At 64.0% G+C, this 25,647-nt stretch carries 22 protein-coding genes; 10 read left to right on the top strand and 12 right to left on the bottom strand.

What is annotated here, in order from left to right:
- Window positions 1-45: 45 nt before the first annotated feature.
- From ABIA96_RS09550 to lptF, 7 genes are all read right to left on the bottom strand, one after another.
- Window positions 46-1,104, bottom strand: a complete 1,059-nt coding sequence (locus ABIA96_RS09550) for an alcohol dehydrogenase (protein WP_354136789.1) — start codon at window positions 1,102-1,104, stop codon at window positions 46-48.
- Between the two features lie 25 nt (window positions 1,105-1,129).
- Window positions 1,130-1,984: a 16S rRNA (adenine(1518)-N(6)/adenine(1519)-N(6))-dimethyltransferase RsmA gene (gene rsmA / locus ABIA96_RS09545; protein ID WP_354136788.1), complete on the bottom strand. Its 855-nt coding sequence runs from the start codon at window positions 1,982-1,984 to the stop codon at window positions 1,130-1,132.
- Window positions 1,984-2,994, bottom strand: a complete 1,011-nt coding sequence (gene pdxA / locus ABIA96_RS09540; RefSeq protein WP_354136787.1) for a 4-hydroxythreonine-4-phosphate dehydrogenase PdxA — start codon at window positions 2,992-2,994, stop codon at window positions 1,984-1,986. The genes rsmA and pdxA overlap by 1 nt, the downstream gene beginning before the upstream one ends.
- Window positions 2,994-3,926 carry a peptidylprolyl isomerase family protein gene (locus ABIA96_RS09535; RefSeq protein WP_354136786.1) on the bottom strand — a complete coding sequence of 311 codons (933 nt, stop codon included), beginning with the start codon at window positions 3,924-3,926 and terminating at the stop codon, window positions 2,994-2,996. Before ABIA96_RS09535 ends, pdxA begins: the two co-directional genes overlap by 1 nt.
- Window positions 3,927-3,994: 68 nt before the next feature.
- Window positions 3,995-6,481, bottom strand: coding sequence for an LPS-assembly protein LptD (locus tag ABIA96_RS09530; RefSeq protein WP_354136785.1), 2,487 nt, complete (start codon window positions 6,479-6,481; stop codon window positions 3,995-3,997).
- The gene (lptG, locus tag ABIA96_RS09525) at window positions 6,481-7,578 is read right to left on the bottom strand and encodes an LPS export ABC transporter permease LptG (protein WP_354136784.1); all 1,098 of its coding nucleotides are present in this window, start codon (window positions 7,576-7,578) and stop codon (window positions 6,481-6,483) included. Before lptG ends, ABIA96_RS09530 begins: the two co-directional genes overlap by 1 nt.
- The gene (gene lptF / locus ABIA96_RS09520; protein ID WP_354136783.1) at window positions 7,575-8,744 is read right to left on the bottom strand and encodes an LPS export ABC transporter permease LptF; all 1,170 of its coding nucleotides are present in this window, start codon (window positions 8,742-8,744) and stop codon (window positions 7,575-7,577) included. Before lptF ends, lptG begins: the two co-directional genes overlap by 4 nt.
- A gap of 339 nt (window positions 8,745-9,083) precedes the next feature.
- Here lptF and ABIA96_RS09515 point away from each other — a divergent pair, with 339 nt between their 5' ends.
- From ABIA96_RS09515 to ABIA96_RS09505, 3 genes are all read left to right on the top strand, one after another.
- Complete coding sequence (locus tag ABIA96_RS09515) at window positions 9,084-10,583, top strand: leucyl aminopeptidase (protein ID WP_354136782.1); 1,500 nt, start codon at window positions 9,084-9,086, stop codon at window positions 10,581-10,583.
- 6 nt (window positions 10,584-10,589) lie between these two features.
- Window positions 10,590-11,042: a DNA polymerase III subunit chi gene (locus ABIA96_RS09510; RefSeq protein ID WP_354136781.1), complete on the top strand. Its 453-nt coding sequence runs from the start codon at window positions 10,590-10,592 to the stop codon at window positions 11,040-11,042.
- Between the two features lie 165 nt (window positions 11,043-11,207).
- Window positions 11,208-11,705, top strand: coding sequence for a hypothetical protein (locus tag ABIA96_RS09505; protein ID WP_354137123.1), 498 nt, complete (start codon window positions 11,208-11,210; stop codon window positions 11,703-11,705).
- A gap of 75 nt (window positions 11,706-11,780) precedes the next feature.
- On the opposite strand, the gene ABIA96_RS09500 is transcribed toward ABIA96_RS09505, so the two are convergent.
- Window positions 11,781-12,569 carry a class I SAM-dependent methyltransferase gene (locus ABIA96_RS09500; protein ID WP_354136780.1) on the bottom strand — a complete coding sequence of 263 codons (789 nt, stop codon included), beginning with the start codon at window positions 12,567-12,569 and terminating at the stop codon, window positions 11,781-11,783.
- 315 nt (window positions 12,570-12,884) lie between these two features.
- On the opposite strand from ABIA96_RS09500, the gene ABIA96_RS09495 reads away from it, so the two are divergent.
- From ABIA96_RS09495 to ABIA96_RS09485, 3 genes are read left to right on the top strand one after another with little or no spacing between them, the layout of a single operon-like run.
- A complete protein-coding gene (locus tag ABIA96_RS09495) occupies window positions 12,885-15,734 on the top strand; it encodes a beta strand repeat-containing protein (protein ID WP_354136779.1) in 2,850 nt (949 codons plus the stop codon).
- A gap of 27 nt (window positions 15,735-15,761) precedes the next feature.
- Window positions 15,762-17,894, top strand: a complete 2,133-nt coding sequence (locus tag ABIA96_RS09490) for a type I secretion system permease/ATPase (protein ID WP_354136778.1) — start codon at window positions 15,762-15,764, stop codon at window positions 17,892-17,894.
- Window positions 17,881-19,332 carry an HlyD family type I secretion periplasmic adaptor subunit gene (locus ABIA96_RS09485; RefSeq protein ID WP_354136777.1) on the top strand — a complete coding sequence of 484 codons (1,452 nt, stop codon included), beginning with the start codon at window positions 17,881-17,883 and terminating at the stop codon, window positions 19,330-19,332. The genes ABIA96_RS09490 and ABIA96_RS09485 overlap by 14 nt, the downstream gene beginning before the upstream one ends.
- Here ABIA96_RS09485 and ABIA96_RS09480 read toward each other — a convergent pair.
- The 3 genes from ABIA96_RS09480 to ABIA96_RS09470 all read right to left on the bottom strand — a co-directional run bounded on the left by ABIA96_RS09480 (window position 19,329) and on the right by ABIA96_RS09470 (window position 21,951).
- Window positions 19,329-21,191, bottom strand: a complete 1,863-nt coding sequence (locus ABIA96_RS09480) for an ABC-F family ATP-binding cassette domain-containing protein (protein ID WP_354136776.1) — start codon at window positions 21,189-21,191, stop codon at window positions 19,329-19,331. The genes ABIA96_RS09485 and ABIA96_RS09480 overlap by 4 nt on opposite strands.
- 112 nt (window positions 21,192-21,303) lie before the next feature.
- Complete coding sequence (locus ABIA96_RS09475; protein WP_354136775.1) at window positions 21,304-21,477, bottom strand: hypothetical protein; 174 nt, start codon at window positions 21,475-21,477, stop codon at window positions 21,304-21,306.
- A 213-nt stretch (window positions 21,478-21,690) separates the two neighbouring features.
- Window positions 21,691-21,951 (bottom strand): sulfur globule protein precursor, encoded by a 261-nt coding sequence (locus ABIA96_RS09470; protein ID WP_354136774.1) that lies wholly within the window; start codon window positions 21,949-21,951, stop codon window positions 21,691-21,693.
- Between the two features lie 320 nt (window positions 21,952-22,271).
- Between ABIA96_RS09470 and ndk the strand changes: the two genes are divergently transcribed.
- Both ndk and ABIA96_RS09460 read left to right on the top strand, forming a co-directional pair.
- Window positions 22,272-22,694 (top strand): nucleoside-diphosphate kinase, encoded by a 423-nt coding sequence (gene ndk / locus ABIA96_RS09465; protein WP_354136773.1) that lies wholly within the window; start codon window positions 22,272-22,274, stop codon window positions 22,692-22,694.
- 44 nt (window positions 22,695-22,738) lie between these two features.
- Window positions 22,739-23,587 (top strand): TerC family protein, encoded by an 849-nt coding sequence (locus ABIA96_RS09460; RefSeq protein ID WP_354136772.1) that lies wholly within the window; start codon window positions 22,739-22,741, stop codon window positions 23,585-23,587.
- A 47-nt stretch (window positions 23,588-23,634) separates the two neighbouring features.
- Here the strand turns inward: ABIA96_RS09460 and ABIA96_RS09455 are convergent, their stop codons facing one another.
- Window positions 23,635-24,615 (bottom strand): LysR substrate-binding domain-containing protein, encoded by a 981-nt coding sequence (locus tag ABIA96_RS09455; protein ID WP_354136771.1) that lies wholly within the window; start codon window positions 24,613-24,615, stop codon window positions 23,635-23,637.
- Window positions 24,616-24,748: 133 nt separating this feature from the next.
- On the opposite strand from ABIA96_RS09455, the gene ABIA96_RS09450 reads away from it, so the two are divergent.
- Both ABIA96_RS09450 and ABIA96_RS09445 read left to right on the top strand, forming a co-directional pair.
- Window positions 24,749-25,378: an HAD family hydrolase gene (locus tag ABIA96_RS09450; protein WP_354136770.1), complete on the top strand. Its 630-nt coding sequence runs from the start codon at window positions 24,749-24,751 to the stop codon at window positions 25,376-25,378.
- Window positions 25,379-25,401: 23 nt separating this feature from the next.
- Window positions 25,402-25,623, top strand: coding sequence for an FMN-binding negative transcriptional regulator (locus ABIA96_RS09445; RefSeq protein WP_354136769.1), 222 nt, complete (start codon window positions 25,402-25,404; stop codon window positions 25,621-25,623).
- The last annotated feature ends 24 nt before the right edge of the window (window positions 25,624-25,647 follow it).

Genomic DNA, 25,647 nt, shown 5'->3' with positions numbered 1-25,647 from the left:
GTTCCGTGCACGGCGGCGAGACAGGCATCCCGCCGCCGGCTGAACTCAGTTCTTCAGCACGATGCGGCCGACCACCTTGCCGGCGCGCAGCTCGTCGATCCATTTCTGGACATCGCCCATCGGTTCTTCGCGCATCGGCGTCGGCTTGATCCTGCCGGCGCGGGCGAGTGCCATCAGCTCGTGAGCTTCCGAGAGCGTGCCGACCATGAAGCCTTCGACGGTGAGGCGCTTGTAGACCCATTGCACCATCGGCAGCGTGAACTGGCCGCCCATCAGGCCGGAGACCACGACCTTGCCGCCGCGCGCGGCAACCGCAACGGCAAAGGCCATCGACTTTTCGTTGCCGGCGAAATCGACCACCTCGTCGAAGCCGCCATCGGTCTCCTTCAGGATGCGCTTGATCACGTCGGGCTCGGACGGATCGTAGGCGTTGGCTGCGCCGTTCTTCAGCGCGGTCTCGCGCGCGGCCGGCGAGAGATCGGCGACCGTGATCGGCTGCTTGAACATCGCCTGCGCAAACGACAGGCCCATCATGCCGACGCCGCCGAGACCGATCAGCAGCAGATTGCGCTGGCGCGGACGGTCGACCAGGCGCTTCAGCGCGCCGTAGGCGGTGACCCCGGAGCACATTAGGGTCGCGGCCTGGTTGACGGGCAGTGGATCGTAGTCGAGCAGATATTTCGCGTCGGGCACCAGCACATGGGTGGCGAAGCCGCCGTCGATGGAGACGCCAAGGAAGCGCTGCTTGGCGCAGAGGTTCTCGTCGCCATTCTTGCAGTCGCGGCACTGGCCACAGCCGATCCAGGGAAACACCGCTTTCTTCGAACCGACCAGACCCGCCGGAACATCGCGGCCGACTTCGTCGACGACACCGGCGATCTCGTGTCCGAGCGTAAAGGGCAGCGTCATGCCGCGCGTGGTGTCGAGCTTCTTGCCGCCGCCGAGATCGGCATAACCATCCTGGATGTGCAGGTCGGAATGGCAGAGGCCGCAGCGCTCGATGCGTACCAGCACCTCGGCGCCTTGCGGCTTGGGCGTATCGACGATGGTCTCGCACAGGGGCGCATCGAACTTGACCAGCGACTGCCGACGCATCAACGCCATATTCCTTCCTCCGAAATTCTCATGGCTAGGTTTCGCTGCGTATATCCGCCAATTCGCGCGCCATGGCAACAAAGCCGGAGATGGGGATGGTCTCGGCACGCCGCGTCGCATCGACGCCGGCGGCTTGTGCAAGCCGCGCGGGATCGGCACCGAGCGATTTCAGGCTTTGGCGCAGCATTTTCCGGCGCTGGCCGAAGGCGGCGGCCGCGACCTGTTCGAGCATCTTGCGATCGCAGGGCAGAGGCTCCGTGCGCGGCACCAGGCGGACGACCGAGGAGGTGACCTTCGGCGGCGGCACGAAGGCGGACGGCGAGATGTCGAACAGGATTTTTGTTTCGCACCGCCAGTTGGTGAGCACGCCGAGCCGTCCATAGGCCTCCTCGTCCTCGCGCGCGACGATGCGTTCGCCGACCTCGCGCTGAAACATCAGCACCAGCATGTCGTACCAGGGTGGCCAGGGCTCGGTGGTGAGCCAGTTGATCAGCAACTGGGTCGCGATGTTGTAGGGCAGATTGGCGACGATCTTCGCGCGCTCACGCCCGAGCAGCGGACGAGGATCGAAGGTCATGGCATCGCCATGCACGATCTCGAGCCGGCCGGGATAGCGCGCGGAAATATCATTCAGCGCCGGGATCGCGCGCTCGTCATGTTCGATCGCGATGACGCGTCTGGCGCCGAGCGCGAGCAGCGCACGTGTCAGTCCGCCCGGGCCCGGGCCGATCTCGACGATGGTGCTCTCTTCGAGCGGCGCTGCCGCGCGCGCGATGCGTGCGGTGAGATTGAGGTCGAGCAGAAAGTTCTGGCCCAGCGATTTGCGCGCCGACAGAGCGTGCTGGCGAATGACCTCGCGAAGCGGCGGGAGGTCGTCGATCGCGCTCATCAGGTCGTCGCAGCCGCCATGCGGCTGGCAAGTTTGAGCGCCGCGATCAGGCTGGCCGGATTGGCCTTGCCGGTGCCGGCGATGTCGAATGCTGTGCCGTGATCGGGCGAGGTGCGGATGAAGGGCAGGCCGAGCGTGACATTGACGGCGTCGTCGAACGCCACGGTCTTGATCGGGATCAGCGCCTGGTCGTGATACATGCAGACCGCGCAGTCATAGCCGGCGCGCGCGGCCTCGTGGAACATGGTGTCGGCGGGCAACGGACCCCTGGCATCGATGCCGTCATTGCGCAGCACCTTGAGCGCCGGGGCGATCACGGTCTGCTCCTCGTGTCCGAGCGAGCCGTCCTCACCGGCATGCGGATTGAGGCCGGAGATCGCGATCCGCGGCCGCGCAATGCCGAAGCGGGATGTGAGCTCGGTCGCGACGATGCGCACGGTCGAGACGATGAGCTCGCTCGTGAGCTGGGTGAGGGCATCCCGCAAGGAAACGTGGATCGTCACCGGCACCACGGCGAGCCGCGGCGACCACAGCATCATCACCGGCTGCGGTACGCTGGCATCGGTGGCTGCGAGTTCCGCGAGGAATTCGGTGTGGCCGGGATGACGGAAGCCCGCGCGGTAAAGCACGCTCTTGGCGATCGGGTTGGTGACGACGCCGCCGGCGCGGCCGGCTCGGACGTCGCTGACCGCTTGGCGAATCGAGGCCAATGCGGCCGGTGCGCTCGATGCGTCGGGCTTGCCTGATACGGCGGTCGCACGTTCGCCGGTCGCGATCACGGGCAGGGCCTCGGCAAAGGCGGCCCCGACTTCGCCCGGGCTCACCGCGGCGATCCTGATTTCGGCACCCAGCGTCTTGGCGCGCTGGGCGATCAGCGCCTCGTCGCCGAGCAGGTAGAAAGCGGGCAAGTCCAGCTCGCGTCGCCTGAGCCAGGCTGCGATGGTGATGTCCGGGCCGATGCCGGCGGGCTCTCCGAGCGTCAGCGCGAGGGGCTTTGCGGGAGCGGCCATCAGCGGTTGTGATATTCGATCATCGCCGCTTTGCGGAGTTCATCGAGATAGGCCTTCTGGGTCTTCTCGTATTTCTCCGCATACATCTTCTCGCGGATCTCGCGCTTCTTCGGCGTGTCGATCATGGTTGGCTTGCGCGAGCACAGCACCACCATCTCGATGCCCGCCTTGGTCACCTCGGGCGCGGTCATATGGCCGATCGGGGTGTCGTCGAGCACTTTGCGCAGCGCTTCGGGCAGGTCGGCGGTCGTCTTGGTGACGCTCTCGCGGATGGTAGCGTTCGGCGTCGAGTGGAACAGCGAATTGGCTTCCTCGCAGCTTCCGACGCGCGTGCGATAGGTCTCGGCTTCCTTCATCCGCGTCTCCTGGAGGGCCGCAGATGAGCCGCGCGGCACGATCAACACGATCGGCTGCATCTTGTATTCGGTGCCCTCGATCTGGAGGTTCTCGGTGCCGCCTTCGCGTACCTTGTCGGCAACGTCCTTCTCGCCGATCATCAGCTTCTCCTTGAAGCGGCCGCGCACGAGGCTGGTCCAGACCATCTCGGACCTCATGCGGCTCTTGAGAGTGTCGGGGCGCACGCCCTTGCTCTCGAGCGACTTGGTGAGCTGATCGGTCGATATGCGCATGCGCTGCGCCATGCCCTCGTAGGACTGGTTGATGTCGGAAGCGCCGGGATCGACGCCGTATTTCTTGCCTTCCTTCAACTTGATCTTGTCGTCGATCAGCACGTTGATGACGTCCTGCCGGCCCGGGGTCTTCTGCGTCGTCAGCGTGTCGAGCTTGGAGCGCTGCTCGATGTCGAAATCGGTGATGGGATCCCCATTGACCATGACGACGATGTTCTGCGCACGCGCCGGCGCGCCGGCGAGAACCAGCACGGCGCCTAGCACGAGGAAGGGGAGGCGGAAGAGAGGCAATCGGATCGTCATGGTTGTCGCTCGCATGTCAGCCGAGATGATCCTGCGATCGGGAGCAGGTGGCCGGCATTTTGACGGGTTCACTGGTAGCCGGCGGAATTGCTGGCCCCGGTCGAGGTCGCCAGCGTGCGCAGGCCGATCTGGAACATGAACGCGTGGCTCAGCACGGGCGGCGTGGTGCCCGCGGCATAGCTATACGAAGTTACATAGTTCGCCGCCAGCACGAAGCAATCGTCGACATATCCGGCGCCGAGCACATATTGGTTGATCTTGTTGGCCTCGAGGTCCCAGCGCGCCGAACCCGTCACCACCCAATTGGTCGCGACCTTGATCGAGCCGGTGGTCAGGATGCCCTCGCGGCGGGTCAGGTAGCCGATTTCCGGCTGCGCCGCGTAATTGCCGTACAACACGCTGACCGACCAGCGATTGAAGTTGGCGCGGCCTTCCGCCTCGAAGCGCTGGACGTTCCAGGTCTGCTCGTCCATGCGGGAGCGGACGCTGAACGTATAGGTGCTGTTCGGCGAGTACGCGGCGCTTGCCACGTAGTCCGAGCGCGGCTTGTCGAGGCCGGAATTGATGCCGGTATTGATGGAGTCCTGCACCGCGTAGGAGTTCATGCCGAACAGCTGGTAGGACTGGCCGAACAACACCTTGATGGCGCCGCCCTTGTCGAACTGCGTAGTCGCCTGCACGCCGACATTGGCGCGGCCGCCGCCCTCGACGCGGTCGTAACCGGAGAACTTGTCGACGCTGAACAGGTTGGAGGCGTCGAACACCATGCTCTGCGCATCCTCGTTCGGAAGCTTGCCGGCATAGGTTTCGTTCGGGCGGATGATGATCTGCGCGATCGGCTCGATGGTGGTCGAGCCCCAGGGCTGAACGTTGATGAAGGGATAGCGATATTCGAGGCCGACGGTCGGCATCAGGCGGAACGCCTGGGTGTCGCCGACGGGCAGGTAGTTCGACACGCCCGGCTGGTTGGAGACGTCCGAATTGATGGCGTCGGCGCGCAGGATCGCGAACGGCGTCCAGATCTCGCCGAACGGATCGGTGAAGGACTTGCGCCATTGCGCCTCCGCCGTCAGGCGGGTGTAGGTGCCGGGGAAGCCGCGCAGCAGGCACTGCGACGGCGTGCGCGCGAGCGGATCGGCCGAGGTCGTCGTGCACAGGCCGCTGGTGTTGGCCGTTGTCGTGATGGGATCGAACGCCGCGTCGTTACGCGACAAATTGACGAAGTTGGTCTTGTAGGAGACCTCGCCGCCGAAGATCGGATAGTTGATCACGTTCGAGTAGTCGATCACGGGGTAGACGACCGGGACCTGCTGCTGGTTGCCCGAGAAGCTCGTCCAGTACATCGTGCGCGCGTCGAAGAAGCTGCGATTGCCGACGCCGGTCAGATAGAGCTGCGACAGCGCATCCGTCGGCAGATTCAGGAACGAGCCGAGCGGATCGCGGTAGGCGGACAGGCGGTAGTCCGACATGAAATAGTAGTCGGAGAGCAGGACGCCGTCCCAGCCCCAGACCCATTTGTCGTTCAGCGCGAACTGGCCCTTGGTCTCGACGCCGCCGCGGAACTGGCGGTCGCCCGGCTGGCCGGCGAAATTGCCGGGATTGAGCTGGTCGATGCCGTAGACGCGGACCTGGTAGGCGCCGTCATTCAGACGCTGGCGGAACTCGGCCTGGAACAGCACGCCCTGTTTGGAGGTGATGCGCGGGCTGAAGGTCGCATCCATGTCGGGCGCGATCGCCCAGTAGAACGGGACTTCGACGCCATAGCCGAACGCCGTGTAGGAGGTGAAGCCCGGCATCAGGAAGCCGGTCTTGCGCTTCACGGTCGGATCGGGCGTCGAGAAATAGGGCATGTAGGCGAGCGGCACACCGAAGAATTCGAGCTGCGCCGTCTCGAAATACAGCATCTTCTCCTGCTGGTCGTGGATGATGCGAGCACCCTTGACCTGCCAGAGCGGGGGCTTCTTCGGATCGTCCTTACACGGTGCGCAGGCCGTGTAGACGCCATTCTCGAACACCGTGTAGTTGCCAGAGGAGCGGTCGGCGCGGGTCGCGGCCATGCGGGTCTGGTCGGCGGTGTCCACGCGCAGCGAATCGACGAAACCGTCGCGGTAGTCGTCGGAGAGATCCAGGATCTCGGCATAAGTGATCTTGCCGTCGGCATCCGTCATGCGGATGTTGCCTTCGGCATGGAGCCGCTTGGTCTTCTGGTCGTAGATGACCCGATCGGCCTCGACGCTGGTGCCGTTGTAGAACAGCTGGACGTTGCCGACCGCGGAGATGCGCGAATTGTTGTAGTCGTAATCGACCTCGGTCGCCTGAACGAGCATCTGCCCGTCATTGGCGGCCTTCGGCGGCCGCGGATGCGGTGGCAGCGGATTGTATGTGTAGCTCTGCGCGGCAGCCGGCGTCACCGCGGCAAGATCGATCATGCCAGCGAGCGATACGGTCGCGATCAGGGCGAGCAGGAGCTTTTCGACAGACCAGCCATATCCGTCCGCGCGCACGGGGGTGCGCAACGCCAATCCAGATACGTGTCCTCGGCGGACGGCCGTCACTATCCGTCCTCCTGATACAGCAAGGCCAAAAAGCCGGTGAGGCCGCCCACCACCACGGGCAACCACGCCGCAGCGATCGGATGCATCAACTCAGCCTTGCTCAAGTCTTCAGTCACTTTCGACAGAACGTAGAGCAGAAAGCCTGCGCCCACGCCACTCAAAACCATCTTCTGTACGCCGCCCATCCGGAAGAAGCGCAGCGACACGGAAGCCGCGAGCATCACCATGGCGGCGAGCAAAAACGGCTGTGCCAGCAGCTTGTGATACTGGAGTCGATATCCGGCTGTCGCGAACCCCGAGCTCTCGGACGAGCGGATGTAGCTCGGTAGTTGCCAAAAGGACACAGTCTCGGGTGTGGAAAAGCTGTTGCGGACCTGCGCTTCGGTCAGCGTCGTCGGAATCTCCAGACTGGCCTGGTCGACCGGCGGGGCATCGAGCGTGAAGCGGCGCACGCCCTTGAACAGCCAATGGCCGGATTCGAGCGTCGCCTCGCGCGCCTCGACCCGCTCCTTGAAATGCTGCTCCGTGTCAAACCGGAACAGCGTGAGCCCCGTCAGCCGGACACCCTGCTGCTCGCTGCGCGCCGCGTTGATGATGGTCTGGCCGTCGCTGGTCACCTGATTGAGCCAGAAGCCCGAGGCGTCCTGAATGCCGCCGCCGGGCGCCGAGCCGAACAGCTCCGCTTCCATCCGCTTCGAGAGCTCGCGCAGATTCGCCGACATCGGATTATAGGCAACGGTGGCGATCACGCCGATCAGGAGCGCGCTGCCGAGCGCGGGCGAGATGAACTGCCAGGCCGAGATGCCGGCGGCACGCGCCACCACGAGCTCGAGCCGGCGGGAGAGGGCCAGATAGCAGGTCATGGCGCCGATCAGCATGCAGAACGGCGTCAGCTTCTCCAGAAGCTGCGGCACCCGGAACAGAGAGGTCTCGGCCACCATGATCGCGGACGCCGACGCGAGTCCCGAGGTCTTGCGCACCATCTCGATATAATCGACCAGCACCAGCAGCAGGAAAATGCTCGCGAACACGCCGAGTGCGGCGACCACGAAGCGGCCGGCGAAATAGCGCCCGAGCGTGTTGGTGAGCATGCTCATGCGGCGGCCGGCCGCCCGAACAGCCGCGCGATGCGCGCGTTCGATCTGTTGATGGCTTCCATCAGGCCGGCGGGCGGCTCGACCACGACACCGCCGATGATCATCCACAGCCCCACGCCGATGCCACCCAGAACCATCGCGTATTGGACCAGCACCGGGCCCGACGATTTCACCGCCATCACCGAGCAGGCGAAGCCGGCCATGCGGAGGCCGAACACCGCGATGATCGAGGAGCCGATCGAGAAATTGCGGCTCTGTCGGGTGGTGCGAGGCGCGCCCAGGAAAGCGAAAGTCAGCACGGCGAAGGCGAATGGATAGATCGGCGCCAACAGGCTGTCATGCAGGGCCGATCGAAACTGTCCGGGAATCTGCTTGTAGACGGGATCGTCCTCGGACGGCGAGAACAACTCCCAGAGATAGCGTTCGCGAATGCCGAGGGTGACGTCGTGGCCCTGGTTGGAAAACTTCGACATGTCGAAGCCGTAGCGGCCGAATGCCACCAGCGCCGGATCGCGCTTGCCCGCCTCGAAGCGCTGGAGATTGCCGTCCTTGAGCACCAGGAACGATCCGTTGTCGTTCTTCACGACCTCGCCTTGCTCGGCGACGATCGAGACGCGCTCATTGGGATCGCGGCGATCGTCGATGAAGATGCCGGCGAGGACGCCGCCGGGCTGCCGCTCGCGGATCCGGATCGTGAGGTTCTTGTCGAGCTGAGCGAAGCGCCCAGGCTGCAGGATGTTGGTGAGCACGTCGGCGGTGATCTCGGCGTCCCATTGCTTGATCCGTCGCATGCCGTCGGGGGCGAGATAGGCCGAGATGAAGGCGACCAGCAGCGCCACCACGCAGGTGGCGTAGAAGAACGGATAGAACAGCCGGAACGGCGAGAAGCCGGCGGCATTCATCACGATGATCTCGGAATCGGTCGCGAGCTTGTTCAGCGTGTGCGAAATCGCGATCATCAGCGCGATCGGCGAGATGATCAGGATCAGCGCCGGAATCACGAGACTGGTGATGCCGAGGAAGGTCAGGATGGTCTGACCCTGGCTCGTCATCAGGTCGATGCCGCGCAACGCCTGCGTAATCCAGATCACGCCGGTAAGGCTGACCAGGACGAGCGCAAACGACGCGAGCGTCGTGCGGAAAATATACCTGTCGATCGACCCCATGCGCTACCGCACGAATCCCACCAAAGCCCCAATGCGCACCGGAATTCCGGCTGTCCGACCAATCCCTGACAGGGATCCCCAAGGTCGGCCAGCCACCGTTTCCGGGCGGCTTACGTTCTCACTACCATCCCTTTGATCCGTCAACAAAATGGCTGACCCGTGGCACCGTCAATATATGGTTAACATTTCCCTCGTTGTGACGTCCCTGCCACGGGCGGTGCTTGGCATCGACCGCGCCTCTGGCCCATAGTGGGGAAAGACGAGTGAATCGCCGTTCAGGTCCGGCCTTCGGCCGTATCGGTTGATCGGAAAAAGCCCCATGCTTTCGAGGAGTTATCTATGTCCGATGCCATCAAGGTCGGCTTCGTCCCGTTGGCTGCTGCCGTCAGTGGCATCCTGGTCGTGTTCTGTGACGAAGCCCTGAAGGTCGGCCCGGCGACGGCCAAGGCGCTCGGCGGGGCGACCTCGCTCGTCAAGCGGGCGGCGGCGACGGCCTCATTCAAGGGTAAAAGCGGCGCAGCCTTGGACATCCTCGCCCCCGAAGGTGTGAAGGCCCAGCGCCTGATCGTGATCGGGACCGGGACGGGGGCAGGCCTGAAAGGCAACGACTTTCTCAAATTTGGCGGTATGGCGGCCAGCAAGCTCAAGGCGGGAACCACTGCCATGACCATCATGGCCGAACTGCCCGGGGGCGCGATGACCAGCGAGCAGGCGGTTGCGATCGCCTCGGGTCTGCGGCTGCGCGCCTACAAGTTCGATCGCTACAAGACCAAAAAGAAGGACGGCGAGGAGGGCGCCTTGCGCGCCGATGTCTCGCTGGCGGTTGCCGATGCGACAGGGGCGAAGAAGGCCTTTGCGTCGGCCGGCGCAGTCGTCGACGGCGTCATCATCGCACGCGATCTCGTCAACGAGCCGCCGAACGTGCTCTTCCCCGAGGAGTTCGCACGCCGCGCCAGCCAGCTGCGCAAGCTCGGCGTCAAGATCGAGGTGCTCGACGTCAAGGCGATGCAGAAGCTCGGCATGGGCGCGCTGCTCGGCGTCGGACAGGGCTCGGCGCGGCCGAGCCGCACCGTGATCATGCGCTGGGATGGGGCTAAGAAGGGCGAGGCGCCGGTCGCCTTCGTCGGCAAGGGGGTCTGCTTCGACACCGGCGGCATCTCGATCAAGCCTGCCGGCAGCATGGAGGACATGAAGGGTGACATGGGCGGTGCGGCCTGCGTCGTCGGCCTGATGCACGCGCTCGCAGCGCGTAAAGCCAAGGCCAACGTGGTCGGCGCCATCGGCCTCGTCGAGAATATGCCAGACGGCAATGCGCAGCGGCCGGGCGATATCGTCACCTCGATGTCGGGTCAGACCATCGAGATCATCAACACCGACGCGGAAGGGCGCCTCGTTTTGGCCGACGTGCTCTGGTACGTCGCCAAGAAGACCAAGCCGAAATTCATGGTGGACCTGGCGACGCTGACCGGCGCGATCGTGGTCGCGCTCGGCACTGATCATGCCGGCATGTTTTCCAACAATGACGAACTCGCCGAACGGCTGCACGCGGCCGGCATCGAGAGCGGCGAGAAGGTCTGGCGCCTGCCGCTCGGGCCCGAATACGACAAGCTGATCGATTCCCAGTTCGCCGACATGAAGAACACCGGCGGCCGTCACGGCGGCTCGATCACCGCAGCGCAGTTCCTGCAGCGCTTCGTCGACGGCACGCCTTGGGCGCATCTCGACATTGCCGGCACGGCGATGGGCGCGCCCAAGACCGACATCAACCAGAGCTGGGGTTCGGGCTACGGCGTCCGGCTGCTGGATCGCCTGGTGGCAGATAATTACGAGCGCAAATGATGCAAGATGACTGAAGTGCTCTTTTACCATCTGCAAAACATGACGGTTGAGAACGTCTTGCCGCCGCTTCTCGAGAAATCGCTCGAGCGCGGCTGGCGCGTCGTGGTGCAGTCGAGCTCGCCGGAGCGCGCCGATGCGCTGGACGCACATCTATGGACCTATCGCGACGATTCCTTCCTGCCGCACGCGACATGGCGCGTGAGCGATGTGGCCGAGCAGCCGATCGTGCTGGCGATCGAGGAGGGCAATCCGAACGGCGCCAATGTTCGCTTCCTGGTCGGCAATGCCGCGTTGCCGCAGGACGCGGAGGGCTATGAACGCATGGTCCTGCTGTTCGACGGCGACGATCCGGATGCGCTTGCGGCTGCCCGCAGCACGTGGACGGATTGCAAGACGCGCGGATTTGAGGTCACCTACTGGCAGGCCGACGAACGAGGCCGGTGGCAGCGGCGGAATTAGCGGCCGTTTGCAATTAATGATAATTTGGACTTTCTCACGCAAGATGGTTTCGGCCACCTTCGTGCCGCAAAGTGATGTTGGGACAATCGCTTAGGACTGCTCCTTGACGTGGGGATTTAGTTTATCGTGCGACATCAAAAGCTTCCAAAGTCGCTCATATTTGCGTTGGCCGCTGTCGCACCGCTGATCGCGGGCTGCTCGGGCGGAACCGATCTGCTGGCCTCTGCTAAAGACGCTGAATGGTTCAACAAGCCCAGCCGCCTGTTCATCAAGAACATCTCGATCGAATCGCCGCCGCTGACCCCCGACAAGCCGGTGGGGGCTGAGGATCTCGTGAGCGCCGACGGCGCTTGCCCCGGCATGGCACCGCCGCCTGGACCTGCCGACGCCAATGCGTCGACGGCGCCGGCGCCGGTGGGCGGCACGGTCGCGCTAGGCCACGCCGAATGCGATGTAGTGCGCGGCATCGGCGCGCCCTCCAACGTCAGTCTCTCCAGTGACGCCGCCGGCCGTCGCGTCGCGGTGGTCACCTGGACCACGGGTCCGCGCGCGGGCATCTACACCTTCACATCGGGGCGCCTCTCCGCCATCGAAGGCACGCCGGAGCCGCCGGTCGTTCCGAAGCCGGTCAAGCCGAAGGCGAAGAAGAAGGCGGCGACGTAACACGTCGTCGATCTTCCGACCTGAAGCCATTTGTGGCTGTCAACGCGGTCAGTCGCGGATGCTCGTCCCAGACCGTCAAGCGGCTTTGCGTCCCTTGATCGCAGTCGCGCTCGAATGAACCGTGACCTCACCGGTCGCGCTCGCCGGCAGTCGCGCCTGCAATCGGCGTTTCAGCTCCGCGCTCTCCGCGTCCGACAGCTTTCCCAACACACCGCTCGGGCTGCTCACGACCATGGAGAGCCAGTAGTCGTCGAAGTCAGCGAATGTTCGCTCGACGACCAGCTCGCGGGTTTCGATATCGCGGAGACCGAGCTCCGCCCAAAGCGCCTTCAGCGCCTCGAAGCGAGATATGTCCGCACTCGGCGGGCGCGCTGCGGGTATGCCGAGGGCATCAAGTTCCTCCCACAGCGGCTGCGTCGGTGTGCCGCCCCGCAGGATGTCCCAAGTGTAGGATGCGATCAGACCGCCGGGCTTGGTGACGCGAACCATTTCCGAGGCGCCTTTGCGCGGGTCGGGCACGAAGAACAGCACCAGCGCCATCACCGCGGCGTCGAAGCGGTCCCGGTCGTAGGGAAGTGCCATCGCATCGCCGATCGAAAGCTCGACCTGCCTTCCCGAGAGTTTCTCGCGCGCGGTCGCAATCTGTGCGTCGGAGGGATCGATCGCGCAAACGGACGACGGGGCTGACTTGGCAAGAAGGAGCTCAGTGAACGCGCCGTTGCCCGCACCGACATCGGCCCAGGCCAGTCCGGGGCGTGGCGCCAGCCAGTCGAGGAAAAGAGTCCCGGCCGATCGGCTCCAGGGTGCCATGAAGCGCTCGTAAGCCGCGCCGTCGGTGAACTTGATCGGTTCGGGTGATGACATCTGGGAGCTCCCTCAAATACTCATTGATTAAATATCTATGGGGCGAAAATGCCGGTCGCTCTCGACGATCGAGCCGGATCATCTGCGATGGGCTGACGCCAATTCCGTCGCTGAGCTTAATACCAAATGCCTGGAGACCACACGGGCAATTTCGTTCGGCTTGGCGTGCTCACTGGGGGTCGAAAACCCACCCGGAGCAAATCTGGAGGAAATCTCCAGAAGAATAACGCGCATCTCAAGCAACGCTTCAAGAATGTCTTGCTGGCGGCTGCTACGCATCGAGGGGAGGGGCTAGATCGATCGAAGGATATTTAGATGTCTATTACCTCTGTTTTCTCCCCGGTTACGGGGCAGCTCACCATTTTCGGCGATAGCGCCAATAACGGCGTCGTGATCGGTCGCGACAATTCCGGCCGCATGCTCATCAATAGCGGGCACGTGAAGACTCTCGGTGGCGATCCCACTGTCGCCAACACCAATGAGATCGATGTCTTCGGTCAGAGCGGTGACGACACGATTACCGTCGACGAAAGCCACGGCCCGATGCCCGCGGTGCACATTTTCGGCGGCGATGGCAACGACAGGATCACGGGCGGTTCGGGGGCCGATCTGCTGTTTGGGCAAGCGGGCGACGATGTGATCAAGGGCGGCGGCGGCAACGATCTGCTGTTCGGTGGCGCGGGCAACGATACGCTCGACGGCGGCAGCGGCGACAACCAGCTGTTCGGCGAGGCCGGTAACGACCTCATGATCTGGAATCCCGGCGGCGGCAGCAACGTCGTCGAAGGCGGCGAGGGCAACGACACGGTGCAGATCAACGGCAGCAATGCCTCGGAGACTTTCACCATCACGGCGAATGGCACCCGCGTGCGGTTCGACGGGACGGGCGCTGCGCCATTTTCGCTCGACATCGGCACGACGGAGAATCTCGTGCTGTACGCCGGCGGCGGCGACGATGTCATCACGGCCGGTAACGGCCTCGGCAGCCTGATATCGCTGACGCTCGATGGCGGCGCCGGCAACGACACGATCACCGGCGGTGACGGCAACGATCTCCTGATCGGCGGCTCCGGCAACGACACCGTCAACGGCGGACGTGGCAACGACGTCGCCCAGCTCGGGGCGGGCGACGACACCTTCATCTGGAATCCCGGCGACGGCAGCGACACGGTGGAAGGCGGGTCAGGCAACGACAAGCTGTTGTTCAACGGCGCCAACATCAACGAAAACATCAACATCTCGGCCAATGGAGGCCGGGTGCGCTTCACCCGCGATGTTGCCAACATTACGATGGACCTCAACAGCATCGAGCAGATCGAATTCGATGCGCGCGGCGGCGCCGACAACGTCACCGTCGGCGACCTCACCGGCACCGGTGTCAAGCAGGTCCTGGTCGATCTCGGAGCTACGCCCGGCGGCACACAAGGCGACGGCGCGGCCGACACGGTGACCGTCAACGGCACCAACGGCAATCAGCACATCGAGGTCACGGCCACGGGCACCACGGTCACGGTGACAGGCCTGCCGGAAGTCGTGACAATCGCCAATGCCGAGGCTGCCAACGACCGGCTGGTGATCCAGGCACTCGACGGCAACGACGTCATCGATGCGTCGCTGCTTGCTGCCGCGATCGGGCTGACCATCGATGGCGGTGCGGGCAACGATACCATCACCGGCAGTCAGGGCGGTGACACCCTGATCGGCGGTGACGGCAACGACAAGATCACCGGCGGCCGCGGCAACGACGTGGCGTTTCTTGGTGCGGGCGATGACACCTACATCTGGAATCCCGGTGATGGCAGTGACACCGTCGAAGGCGGCACGGGAACGGATACGCTGGTGTTCAACGGCTCCAATGTGGCCGAGACCATGTCGATCTCGGCGAACGGAAACCGTGCGCTGCTCACCCGCGACGTCGGGAATATCGTCATGGATCTCAACGATGTCGAGCGTGTGCAGATCGCCGCGGCTGGCGGCGCCGACAATATCAATGTCGGCGATCTCTCGGGGACCGACATCACGCAGGTTGCGATCGACCTCAGCGCCGGCCCCGGCAGCCAGAACGGCGACGGCGCGGCAGATCGCGTGACGGTGAACGGCACTGCGGGTGACGACAGCATCAAGGTCGTGACCTCAGGCGGATCGATCGTGGTCAATGGCCTGCTTGCGCAGGTCACGATCGCGCACGCCGACGCCGGTGACGTGCTGGCCGTCAACGGCGGAGCCGGCAACGACGTCATCGATGCCTCCGCGATCAAGGCCGGACAGCTGCTCAGCCTCAACATCAACGGCGGCGACGGCAACGACACCATCACCGGCAGCGCCGGCAATGACATCGTGAACGGCGGCCGCGGCAACGACGTCGCCAATCTCGGCGCCGGAGATGATACCTTCGTCTGGAATCCGGGCGACGGCAGCGACACCGTCGAAGGCGGCAAGGGCACCGATACGTTGCTGTTCAACGGCGCCAACGTCAACGAGAACATCAACATCTCGGCCAATGGCGGAAGGGTGCTGTTCACCCGCGACGTCGCCGCCATCGCGATGGACCTCAACGGGGTCGAGCATATCGACTTCAACGCCCTCGGCGGTGCCGACAACATCACGGTCAATAACCTCTCGGGCACCGGCGTGAACCAGGTCAATCTCGACCTCGGCGCCAATGACGGCGCCGCTGACACCGTGACCATCAACGGCACCGGCGGCAACGACGTCATCACCGTGACCGAGCATGACGGCATCATCACGGTGTCCGGGCTTGGCCAGGACATCAACATCACCGATGCCGGCGCGGGCGACAGGATCGTCATCAACGGCCTTGATGGCGACGATGTCATCACGGCCACGGGCCTGCACGGCGGCATCCAGCTCGTTGCCAATGGCGGCAATGGCGACGACGTGCTGATCGGAGGTTCCGGCAACGACACGCTGACGGGCGGTGCGGGTGACGACGTGCTGATCGGCGGCCCGGGCCAGGACGTCCTCGATGGCGGCACCGGCAACAACGTCCTCATCCAGGACGGGGGAGCGATGGCGGCTGCGATGCTGCTCAACCAGGCCATGGCGGCGAGCTTCGTTCCGGCTGGCGACGGCCATGGCGCGATACCGCTGGCCGATCCGCACACGGCGCAGACCCAGACGCTCGCTCCGCCGCAGCACGCCTGACCTGTCGCTCCGGCCTGGAGAACGCCCATGACGACGGACGCGATGGCGACCGATACGGGGCTCGACGCGCTCATGACCTTGCTGCACATGCAAGGCGTGGCCGCCGACCGCGATCAGCTCAGGCACCGGCTCGGCAGGGCAAACTTTGGCGCAGCGGACATCGTCCGCTGCGCCAGATCGCTCGGACTGAAAGCACGCACCTATCATACGCAGTGGGGCCGTCTGTCGGACAGTCCTCTGCCGGCGATCGTAATGCTGCGCGACGGCAGTTTCATGGTCATCGCAAAAGCTTCTGCCGAGAAAGTGCTGGTACAGTCACCAGTCTTTCAGCGGCCGGTGTTCATGGAGCGCGACGAGCTGTGCGCGATCTGGGGCGGTGAACTCATCTTGATGACCCGGCGCGCGGGACTATCCGACCTCGGGCGCCGCTTCGACATCACCTGGTTCATCGGCGCGATCGGCAAATACCGGCGGCTGCTGGGCGAGGTGGTGGCGGCGTCGTTCTTCCTCCAGCTCTTTGCGCTGGTCTCGCCGCTGTTCTTCCAGGTCGTGATCGACAAGGTGCTGGTGCACCGCTCGCTCTCGACGCTCGATGTGCTCGTCATCGGCCTCGCCGTCGTCTCGCTGTTCGACACCGTGCTTGGAATCCTGCGCAATTATCTGTTCTCGCATACGACCAACCGCATCGACGTCGAGCTGGGAGCGCGCCTGTTCAACCATTTGCTGGCGCTGCCGATGGCCTGGTTTCAGGCCCGCCGCGTCGGCGATTCCGTGGCGCGGGTCCGCGAGCTCGAGAACATCCGCAATTTTATCACCAGTTCGTCGTTGACGCTTCTGATCGACCTCGTCTTCACCTCAGTGTTCCTGGCGGTGATGTTCGCCTATTCGCCGCTGATGACCTGCATCGTGCTCGGATCGTTCCCGTTCTACATCGCGATCTCGGCGGCGGCGACGCCGCTGTTTCGCCGCAGGCTGGAGGAGAAATTCCGTCGCGGTGCCGAGAACCAGGCGTTTCTGGTCGAGAGTGTCAGCGGCATCGAGACCTTGAAGGCGATGGCGGTCGAGCCGCAGATGCAGCGTCGTTGGGAAGAGCAGCTCGCCGGCTATGTCTCGGCGAGTTTTGGCGTCACCAGCCTCGGCAACACCGCGAGCCAGCTGGTGCAGTTCGTCAGCAAGATCGTCACCGCCGCCATCCTCTATGTCGGTGCGCGGCTCGTGATCGGCGACGCCCTGACCGTCGGTGAGCTCGTGGCCTTCAACATTTTCGCAGGCCGCGTCTCAGCGCCGGTGCTGCGGTTGGCGCAGGTCTGGCAGGATTTTCACCAGGCGCGGCTGTCGATCGCGCGGCTCGGCGACATCCTCAACAGCGCGACCGAGCCGGCTTACTCCGCGGGCCGCGCGGGGCTGCCGGCGCTCCGGGGCAATATCCGCTTCGAGCAGGTCGCATTTCGCTACCGGCTCGACGGGCCGGAAATCCTGCACGACGTGTCCTTCGATATTCCGGCGGGCCAGACCGTTGGCATCGTCGGCTCATCAGGCTCGGGCAAGAGCACCTTCGCAAAACTGGTGCAGCGGCTCTACGTGCCGCAAGGCGGCCGCGTGCTGATCGACGGCATGGACCTCGTCATGACCGACCCGGCCTGGCTGCGGCGGCAGATCGGAATCGTCCTTCAGGAGAACATGCTGTTCAACCGCTCCGTGCGCGACAACATCGCACTGGCTGATCCGACCCTGTCGATGGACCGGATCATGGAAGCGGCAAAGCTTGCGGGCGCGCATGATTTCATTCTGGAGCTGCCTGAAGGCTATGACACGGTCGTCGGCGAGCGCGGCTCGACACTGTCGGGCGGGCAGCGCCAGCGCATCGCGATCGCCCGCGCGCTCGTGACCAATCCGCGCATCCTGATCTTCGACGAAGCCACCAGCGCGCTCGACTATGAGAGCGAGCGGATCATCCATGACAACATGAAGGAGATCGCCAAGGGTCGCACCGTCCTGATCATCGCGCATCGGCTCTCCACCGTCCGCGGCGCCGACCGCATCTTCACGCTGGAGCGGGGACGTCTGGTCGAGGACGGCACGCATGAGGCGTTGATCAGGAACGGCGGCCGCTATGCCAACCTTCACCGGCTTCAGGGAGGGATTTATGAGGTCGGCTAGCACCGCGCCGGCCGCACGGCCGGACAAGACCGTCGTTCCTTTTAGGAGTGCGAAGAGCCGCCGCGTCGAGGAAACCGCCTTCCTGCCCGCGGCGCTGGAGATCACGGAAAGCCCGCCGTCGCCGATCGGCCGCGCCATCGCATTTGCGCTGATGGCCCTTGTCTGCGCGGCGCTCGCATGGTCCGCCTGGGGCACGATCGACATCGTGGCGTCCGCGACCGGCAAGGTTGTGTCAAGCGGGCGCAGCAAGGTGGTGCAGCCGTTCGAGACCGGCGTGGTGCGCGCCATCCATGTGCAGGACGGGCAGGCGGTCAAATCCGGCGATTTGCTGATCGAGCTCGATCCGACCGTGAATGCCGCGGAGCGCGATCATTTGCACGACGACCTCATGGCCGAACGGCTCAACAGCGCGCGCCTTCGTGCGGCACTGGCTGCCGGCGAAGATGGTCCCGCCAATCTCATCCCGCCCGAGGATGCCGATCCTTTGCTGGTCGCGACGCAGCAGCAGCTTCTCGCCAGCCAAACCAGCGAGCACCGCGCCAAGCTCGCGGCCCTTGCAGGTCAGGAGGCGCAGAAGAACGCCGAGCAGCAGACCATCGCGGCGACGATCCACAAGCTGGGTGCATTGCTCCCCGTGACCGAGCAACGCGTCGATATCCGCAGGACGCTGATGGAGAAGGAAATCGGCTCGAAGCTGACCTATTACGAGACGCTTCAGCTCCAGATCGAGCAACAGGAGGAGCTCGGCGTCCAGCGCAGCCGCCTGAACGAAGCAGGCTCAGCCGTCGCAGCGATCCGGGAGACCCGCATCCAGGCTGTCGCCGAGTATCGGAAGGGCCTGTCCGACGATCTCGCCAAGAGCGAGCAGAAGGCCAATGGCCTCGCGCGCGATCTGATCAAGGCGCAGCAGCGGACAAAGCTGCAGCAGCTGACGTCACCGGTCGACGGCGTCGTGCAGCAGCTTGCGGTCCACACCGTCGGCGGCGTGGTCACGCCGGCGCAGTCGCTGCTCGTGATCGTGCCGTCAGACACGCGGCTCGAGATCGAGGCGATGATCTCCAACCGCGATATCGGCTTTATCGAGGCCGGGCAGGGCGCCGCGATCAAGATCGATACTTTCAACTTCACCCGCTACGGCCTGCTGGAGGGGCGGGTGCTGAGCGTCTCGCAAGACGCTATCATTCGCGACCGTCCGCCGGAGCGTGGCGACCGTGCGCCGGGGGCGCAACACGACAGCAGCGAGCCCAACGGTCAGGAGCTCAGCTATAGCGCACGCATCTCGCTCGATCGCACGCAAATGCAGGTGGACGACCGCCTCGTCAGCCTGTCGCCTGGCATGGCGGTGACGGTGGAGATCAGGACCGGCTCGCGCACCATTTTGAGCTATTTGCTATCGCCGCTGCGGCGCTACCGGCACGACATCATGCGGGAACGCTAACCGGCCGCCTCGTCGAACTGCGCGCTTGCCTCCAGCCACTGTTCCTCGGCCCGCGCCAGCGCATCGGCTGCATTCGCGCGCGCCTTGGAGAGTTGCGCGGCCTGCTTGGGATCCCGGGTGAAAATGTCGGGCAGGGCCAGCGCGGTGTCGATCTTGGCGATGATCTCGGTGACACGCGCGATTTCGCTCTCGGCCTCAGCGATCCGTTTCTTCAGCGAGCCACGATTGTCCGATCGCGGACGCTGCGGTTTTTCGCTTGCGGTGCTGCGTTCGCGCGGTGCGGGCTCGCCGTTGCGCGAGGACAGCACCAGGCGGCGGTACTCGTCGAGGTCGCCGTCGTAACTGGTCACGGTGCGGTCGGCGACGATCCAGAGCTGGTCGGCGCAGGCCTCGATCAGATAGCGGTCGTGCGAGACCATGATGATGGCGCCGGGAAACTCGTTGATCGCTTCGGCAAGTGCTGCGCGGCTGTCGATGTCGAGATGGTTGGTCGGCTCGTCCAGGATGATCATGTTGGGGCCGAAGAAGGTCGCAAGCCCCAACAGCAGCCGCGCCTTCTCGCCGCCGGAGAGTTTTGCGACCCTGGTATCGGCGGCCTTGCCGGAGAAGCCGATAGAACCGGCGCGTGCCCGCACCTTGGCCTCGGGCGCATCGCCCATCAGCTTGCGGATGTGGTCGTAGGCGGAGGCGTCCTCGTTCAGCTCGTCGAGTTGATGCTGCGCGAAATAGGCGATCGATAGCTTGTCGGCGCGGGTCACCTTGCCGGAGAACGGGGCAAGGCGCCCGGCTAGCAGCTTGACCAGCGTCGACTTGCCGTTGCCGTTGGATCCGAGCAGCGCAATACGGTCGTCATTGTCGATCCGCAAGGTCACACGGCCGAGCACCGGCGTGGCTGGATCGTAGCCGACCGAAGCGTTGTCGACGGCGATGATCGGCGGCGACAGGATTTTTTCCGGCGCCGGAAAAGTGATCTCGCGCACGTCCTCCGTCACCAGCGCCCTGATCGGCTTCAGCCGTTCCAGCATTTTGACGCGTGATTGGGCCTGGCGCGCCTTGGAGGCCTTGGCCTTGAAGCGGTCCACGAAGGCTTGCAGGTGCGCACGCTCGGCCTCCTGGCGCTTGATCTGCTTGGCATCGAGCATCTCGCGCATGGCGCGCTGCTCCTCGAAGGAGGAGTAGGTGCCTTTGTAGAGCGTGAGCTTGCCGCGCTCGAGATGCAGGATCTGATCGACCGAGCTCTCGAGCAGGTCGCGGTCATGGCTGATCACAATCACCGTGCGCGGATAATGCGCGAGATGATCCTCGAGCCACAGCGTGCCTTCGAGGTCGAGATAGTTGGTGGGCTCGTCGAGCAGCAGCAGGTCCGGGGCGGCAAACAACGTCGCGGCCAGCGCAACGCGCATGCGCCAGCCGCCGGAAAATTCGGCACAGGGGCGCAGCTGGTCTGTGGCGGAGAAGCCGAGGCCGGACAGGATCGCGGCGGCGCGGCTCGGGGCGGAATGCGCGTCGATGTCGACGAGCCGGGTCTGGATTTCCGCGATCCGGTGCGGATCGGTCGCGTCCTCGGCTTCGCGAAGCAGGGCGTCACGTTCGAGGTCGGCCTTGAGCACGACCGAGATCAGGCTTTCGGGGCCGTTCGGAGCTTCCTGCGCCAGGCTGCCGACGCGCCAGCGGGGCGGCAGCGTCACCGAGCCGTGCTCGGCCGCGAGCTCGCCGCGGATCACCTTGAACAGCGTCGATTTGCCGGTGCCGTTGCGTCCGACCATGCCGACGCGCGAGCCGGGCGTGATCTGCACGGAGCTACTATCGATCAGAAGGCGTCCGGCGAGGCGGATGGAGAGGTCGGTAATGGAGAGCATGCGGCCTTGTCACCGCACGCGGGATCAAACGCAACCCGTTTTTCGGTGACGTTATCGTTTGAGCATGATCTGTTCGGAAAACCGCGTCACACTTTTCCGGATCATGCTCCAATCAATGTGAGTCGCGGTCGCGCTTCTTCAACTCATTCAAAAGCTGCTCGAGATGCGTCGGGAGCTGGGGTTCGGGACGCAGGCTCTGCTGCAGCCGCTCGCCCACGGCATTGCAAATCGAGCGGCTGGTGCGCCGGTCGATCTGTTCGCTGTCATTGGCAATAGGACCAGCCATCGCAGGGTTCCGTGTGTTCAAAAGTAACGACACGGTACCAAGTCATTGGCCCCAAGATGGTTTCGCCAAGCGTCGGGCATGCTTGGCATTCTAGTAAAAATTGTATGAATTCGTCGTATCTGCCTCAATACAAGGCCCCGGCGGGGGGAACGCCGGGGCCTCTCTTGGAAGGTACCGCAGGGGGCACGGTACCTCAGGAAGGTATTTGGAGGCTCAGTAGCAGCGGTTGATCAGCCGCCAGCGGGGTCCCCAGGGGCTCGGGACCAGCCGGCGCACATAGCAGCCGCCATAGCCGTAGGAGACAGGGGCAGCATAGAAGCGCGGTCCGCCCCAGCCCCAGCCGCCGTGATGCCAGCCGCCACCGCCGTGCCATCCGCCGCCACCGCCATGCCAGTGCGCCGAGGCGGAGGTGGGGGCCAGCGCGGCACCCAGCGCGACTGCGGCGACTGCAGCGAGCGAAAGTTTCCTCAACATGGTGATCTCCTAAAACTGCCGGCGCGGGGCTATCGCGTCGATGGAAAGGCCGCCGAAACGGTCCGCCTCGGGAGAAGGCTTTGGTTTCGATGGACCCCACGTTACGCCGGCGTGGCTGAACCAAACCCTGACAGGGTCTTCAGATTGGGTTCATCTGCGTGAAATCGTTGTAATCCATGTTGGAATCCGGTCTGGAATCCAGTCTTGGCCTGCGGCGAAGCGCCCGTGAGGCCGTTCCGGCGGTCGCTTGCCGGATCGCGAAGGCGCCGATATAAGCCCCGCAACTCCGAACCACCGTTTTTCTCTTCAAGGACAAGATCATGGCCATGGAACGCACTTTCTCGATCATCAAGCCCGACGCGACTGCGCGTAACCTGACCGGCGCCGTGAACGCCGTGATCGAGAAGGCGGGCCTGCGCATCGTTGCGCAGAAGCGCATCCGCATGACCAAGGAACAGGCCGAGACCTTCTATGCCATTCACAAGGCCCGCCCGTTCTTCGGCGAACTGGTCGAGTTCATGACCTCGGGCCCGGTCGTGGTCCAGGTGCTGGAAGGCGAGGGCGCTGTCGCCAAGTACCGCGATGCCATGGGCGCGACCGATCCGTCGAAGGCGGCCGAGGGCACCATCCGCAAGCTCTACGCAAAGTCGATCGGCGAGAACTCCGCCCACGGCTCGGACGCGACGGAGACCGCCGCGATCGAAATCGCGCAGTTCTTCTCGGGCAACGAGATCGTCGGCTGAGCTTTCAGCCGATAGGTTAAGTCGAGGGGGCGAAAGGACTTATTGTGAGCTGGCTCTGGCAGATCTTCGATCCCGCCACGATCGGGGCATTCTTCACCCAGTTCCGCAATGAGATGGCCGAACCGACCTTCTGGATTGCAGTCGGCAAGATCATCTGGATCAACATCCTCTTGTCCGGCGACAATGCGCTGGTGATCGCGCTTGCCTGCCGCGGCCTCAAGCCGCGGCACCGGCTTTGGGGCATGATCCTGGGCGCCGGCGCAGCGGTGCTGCTCCGAGTCATCTTCACGGGCATCGTCGTGAGCCTGATGGCACTGCCGTACCTCAAGTTGGTCGGCGGCCTCGCGCTGATCGTGATCGCGGCAAAGCTGCTGGTGCCGGAAAACGAGGACGAGGACGGCGTCGAGTCGGCCTCGCATCTGTGGCAGGCGGTGCAGATCGTCGTCGTCGCCGACATCATCATGAGCCTCGACAACGTCATTGCAGTCGCCGCGGCTGCCAACGGCAGCGTGCCGCTGCTGGTCCTCGGCCTTGCCATCAGCGTTCCCCTGATCGTCGCTGGCGCGGCGCTGATCATGGCGCTGCTCTCGAAGCTGCCGATCCTGGTCTGGGCTGGTGCTGCGCTGCTCGGCTGGGTCGCGGGCGAGGTGATCGCGACCGATCCCGGCATCGCGCCGAAGCTGCACACGTTATTTGAAGGTCGGTTCGGCGCCTCGCTGGACACGATGCTCGGCGCTCTGCACATCCCGCCGCAATTCGCCCACGGCGGCGCTGGCGCCGAATATCTCTGTGCGGCGCTTGGCGTCGTCGTCGTGCTTTTGGTCGGCTCGATCTGGCGCCGGCGCAGGCTGAGCCACGCTGCGCTCGAGCACGCCAAGGCCTCGGCGGAATAGCTGCACCTCCAAGGTTGGAGAGGCTGGATCGATTTGGGCTTCGTACGCTAGTCCGTTTCGGTTTCACCATGCGAAGAGAGCGCACGACTTGGCGCAAGTCGAGTTGCGCCTCCATGCCATTGCGGTTTGGAGTTCCCCGACAGATCGAATACCTCGCATGCGAGCCATTGTACGAAGGCTTGGGCCGCCGGGCTCGACTCATCGCTGAGCGCGACGAGGTAAGGCTCTAGCGGCCGGACCAGCTTTGGCAGGACATGGCACAATCGTTTGGACGCGATGTCGTGAGCGACCAAGCTCGCGGGCCCAACAGCAATTCCCAATCCATCTGCTGCCGCCCGCAACGCGAAGTCGAGATGATCGAACTGCATCTCGTTGGTGGGATGGATCCCATCGACACCAGCGAATCTAAGCCATTCACGCCAATCGCTGGCCCGCGTCACGCTATGAAGGAAGACATGTCCCGCCAGGTCTTCGGCCTTTTCGACCGGCTTGGCTTGGAGCAGTGATGGTGCAGTGACGAGATATGCCTGGTCGGCCATGAAGGGACGTGGCTTGAGATCGGATGGCCAGCCAGCCTTGGTTCGGCGGACGACGGCATCGAAGCTATCGCGGCTTAGACGCACCGGCTCCTCGGAGCTAGTGAATATTTGCGGTGCGATGTGAGGATATTTGCGGATGAAGCTCGGAAGCTGGGGAATGAGCCAGCGCGCCGCAAAACTCGCCCGGACATTGATGCGCAGGCTTGAAACGGGGGACAGGCGAGCGGCGGCCGTGGCTGTTGCTGCGATCTGTTCAAGCGCGGGTGCAAACCCTGCGAACAGGTGCCGGCCGACGGAGGTCAGGCTTATTTGGCGAGTCTCCCTGACAAACAGCTGCACGCCCAGATGGTCTTCAAGGAGCTTAATCTGGCGACTGACAGCCCCATGGGTGACGCCCAGTTCGGTCGCGGCGAGTGTGAAGCTCGCATGTCTGGCCGCGGCCACGAAGGCTCGTACCGCATTCAAGGGAGGCAGGCGGGGAGTGCTCATGCGTGAGTTTCCATCACGTATGCATCTCAGATTTACTCGGTTGTCGCCAGTGAGTTTGTTAATTATTGGCATTGAAGCCCTGAGAGTTCCTCACGGGTCTGCCTGATGGATCTGCCCCAACACCGGAATGCTCATGGCTGAGAAAATCGAGCTCGTCCTGTTTGACATGGACAACGTGCTTTGTGCCTACGACAGGCGCACTCGTGCCAGCCGCTTGGCGGAGTTCTCCGGCAATACGGCTGCGGACGTCTATCAGGCCATCTGGGAGAGCGGGTTCGAGCGGTCGGGCGACGATGGCACGCTTTCACGTCAGGAGTACCTGAGGGAATTTGGCGAGCGGATCGGCCATGATCTAAGCCTTGCTGAATGGCTCGACGCTCGTCGTGCGTCGATGACGCCGGACCACGCGATGCTGAAAGTCGTCGATCACTTGCGCGGGTCCGTTGACGTGGCCGTTCTCACGAACAACACGGAGCTGGTCGTGGACCACATCGACCTTCTCTGCCCGGAACTCCGCCCGCTCTTCGGTTCGAGAATGTATGCGTCGGCTCAATTTCGGGCGGCAAAGCCTGATGTCTCATGTTATGCGCGGTGCCTCGCTGCACTTTCCGTGAGACCGGACGTCGTTCTGTTCGTCGATGACCTTGCGGAAAACGTCGCCGGCGCGAGAGAGGCTGGTCTTCACGGCCATCACTTTACATCGGTCAAGGAATTCCAGGCCGACCTGATGCGCTATGGTTTTCCTGCTTCGGTGGCTCGGTGATGCTCTTCCGGCAATGTTGGGCCATGTCCACTGATGAGGCGCTCGATTTGATCGACTCCGATCCGTGGGCCTTGCTGATGTGTAACGGCGGAGACGTACCGCTTGTGACGGCAATTCCACTCCTGCTGGATCGAAGTCGCGGCAAACTGGGAACCTTGGTCGGCCATGTCGCCCGGTCGAACCCGCAGGCGTCGTCGATCAATAGCGGTTCGCGTGTCCTGACCCTGGGCCGCGCACCTATGTGAGTCCAAGCTGGTACCCGGCCCGCG

The sequence above is a fragment of the Bradyrhizobium sp. LB11.1 genome (assembly GCF_040549385.1).
Lineage (GTDB): Bacteria > Pseudomonadota > Alphaproteobacteria > Rhizobiales > Xanthobacteraceae > Bradyrhizobium.
This window is presented reverse-complemented; position numbering and strand designations above follow the sequence as displayed.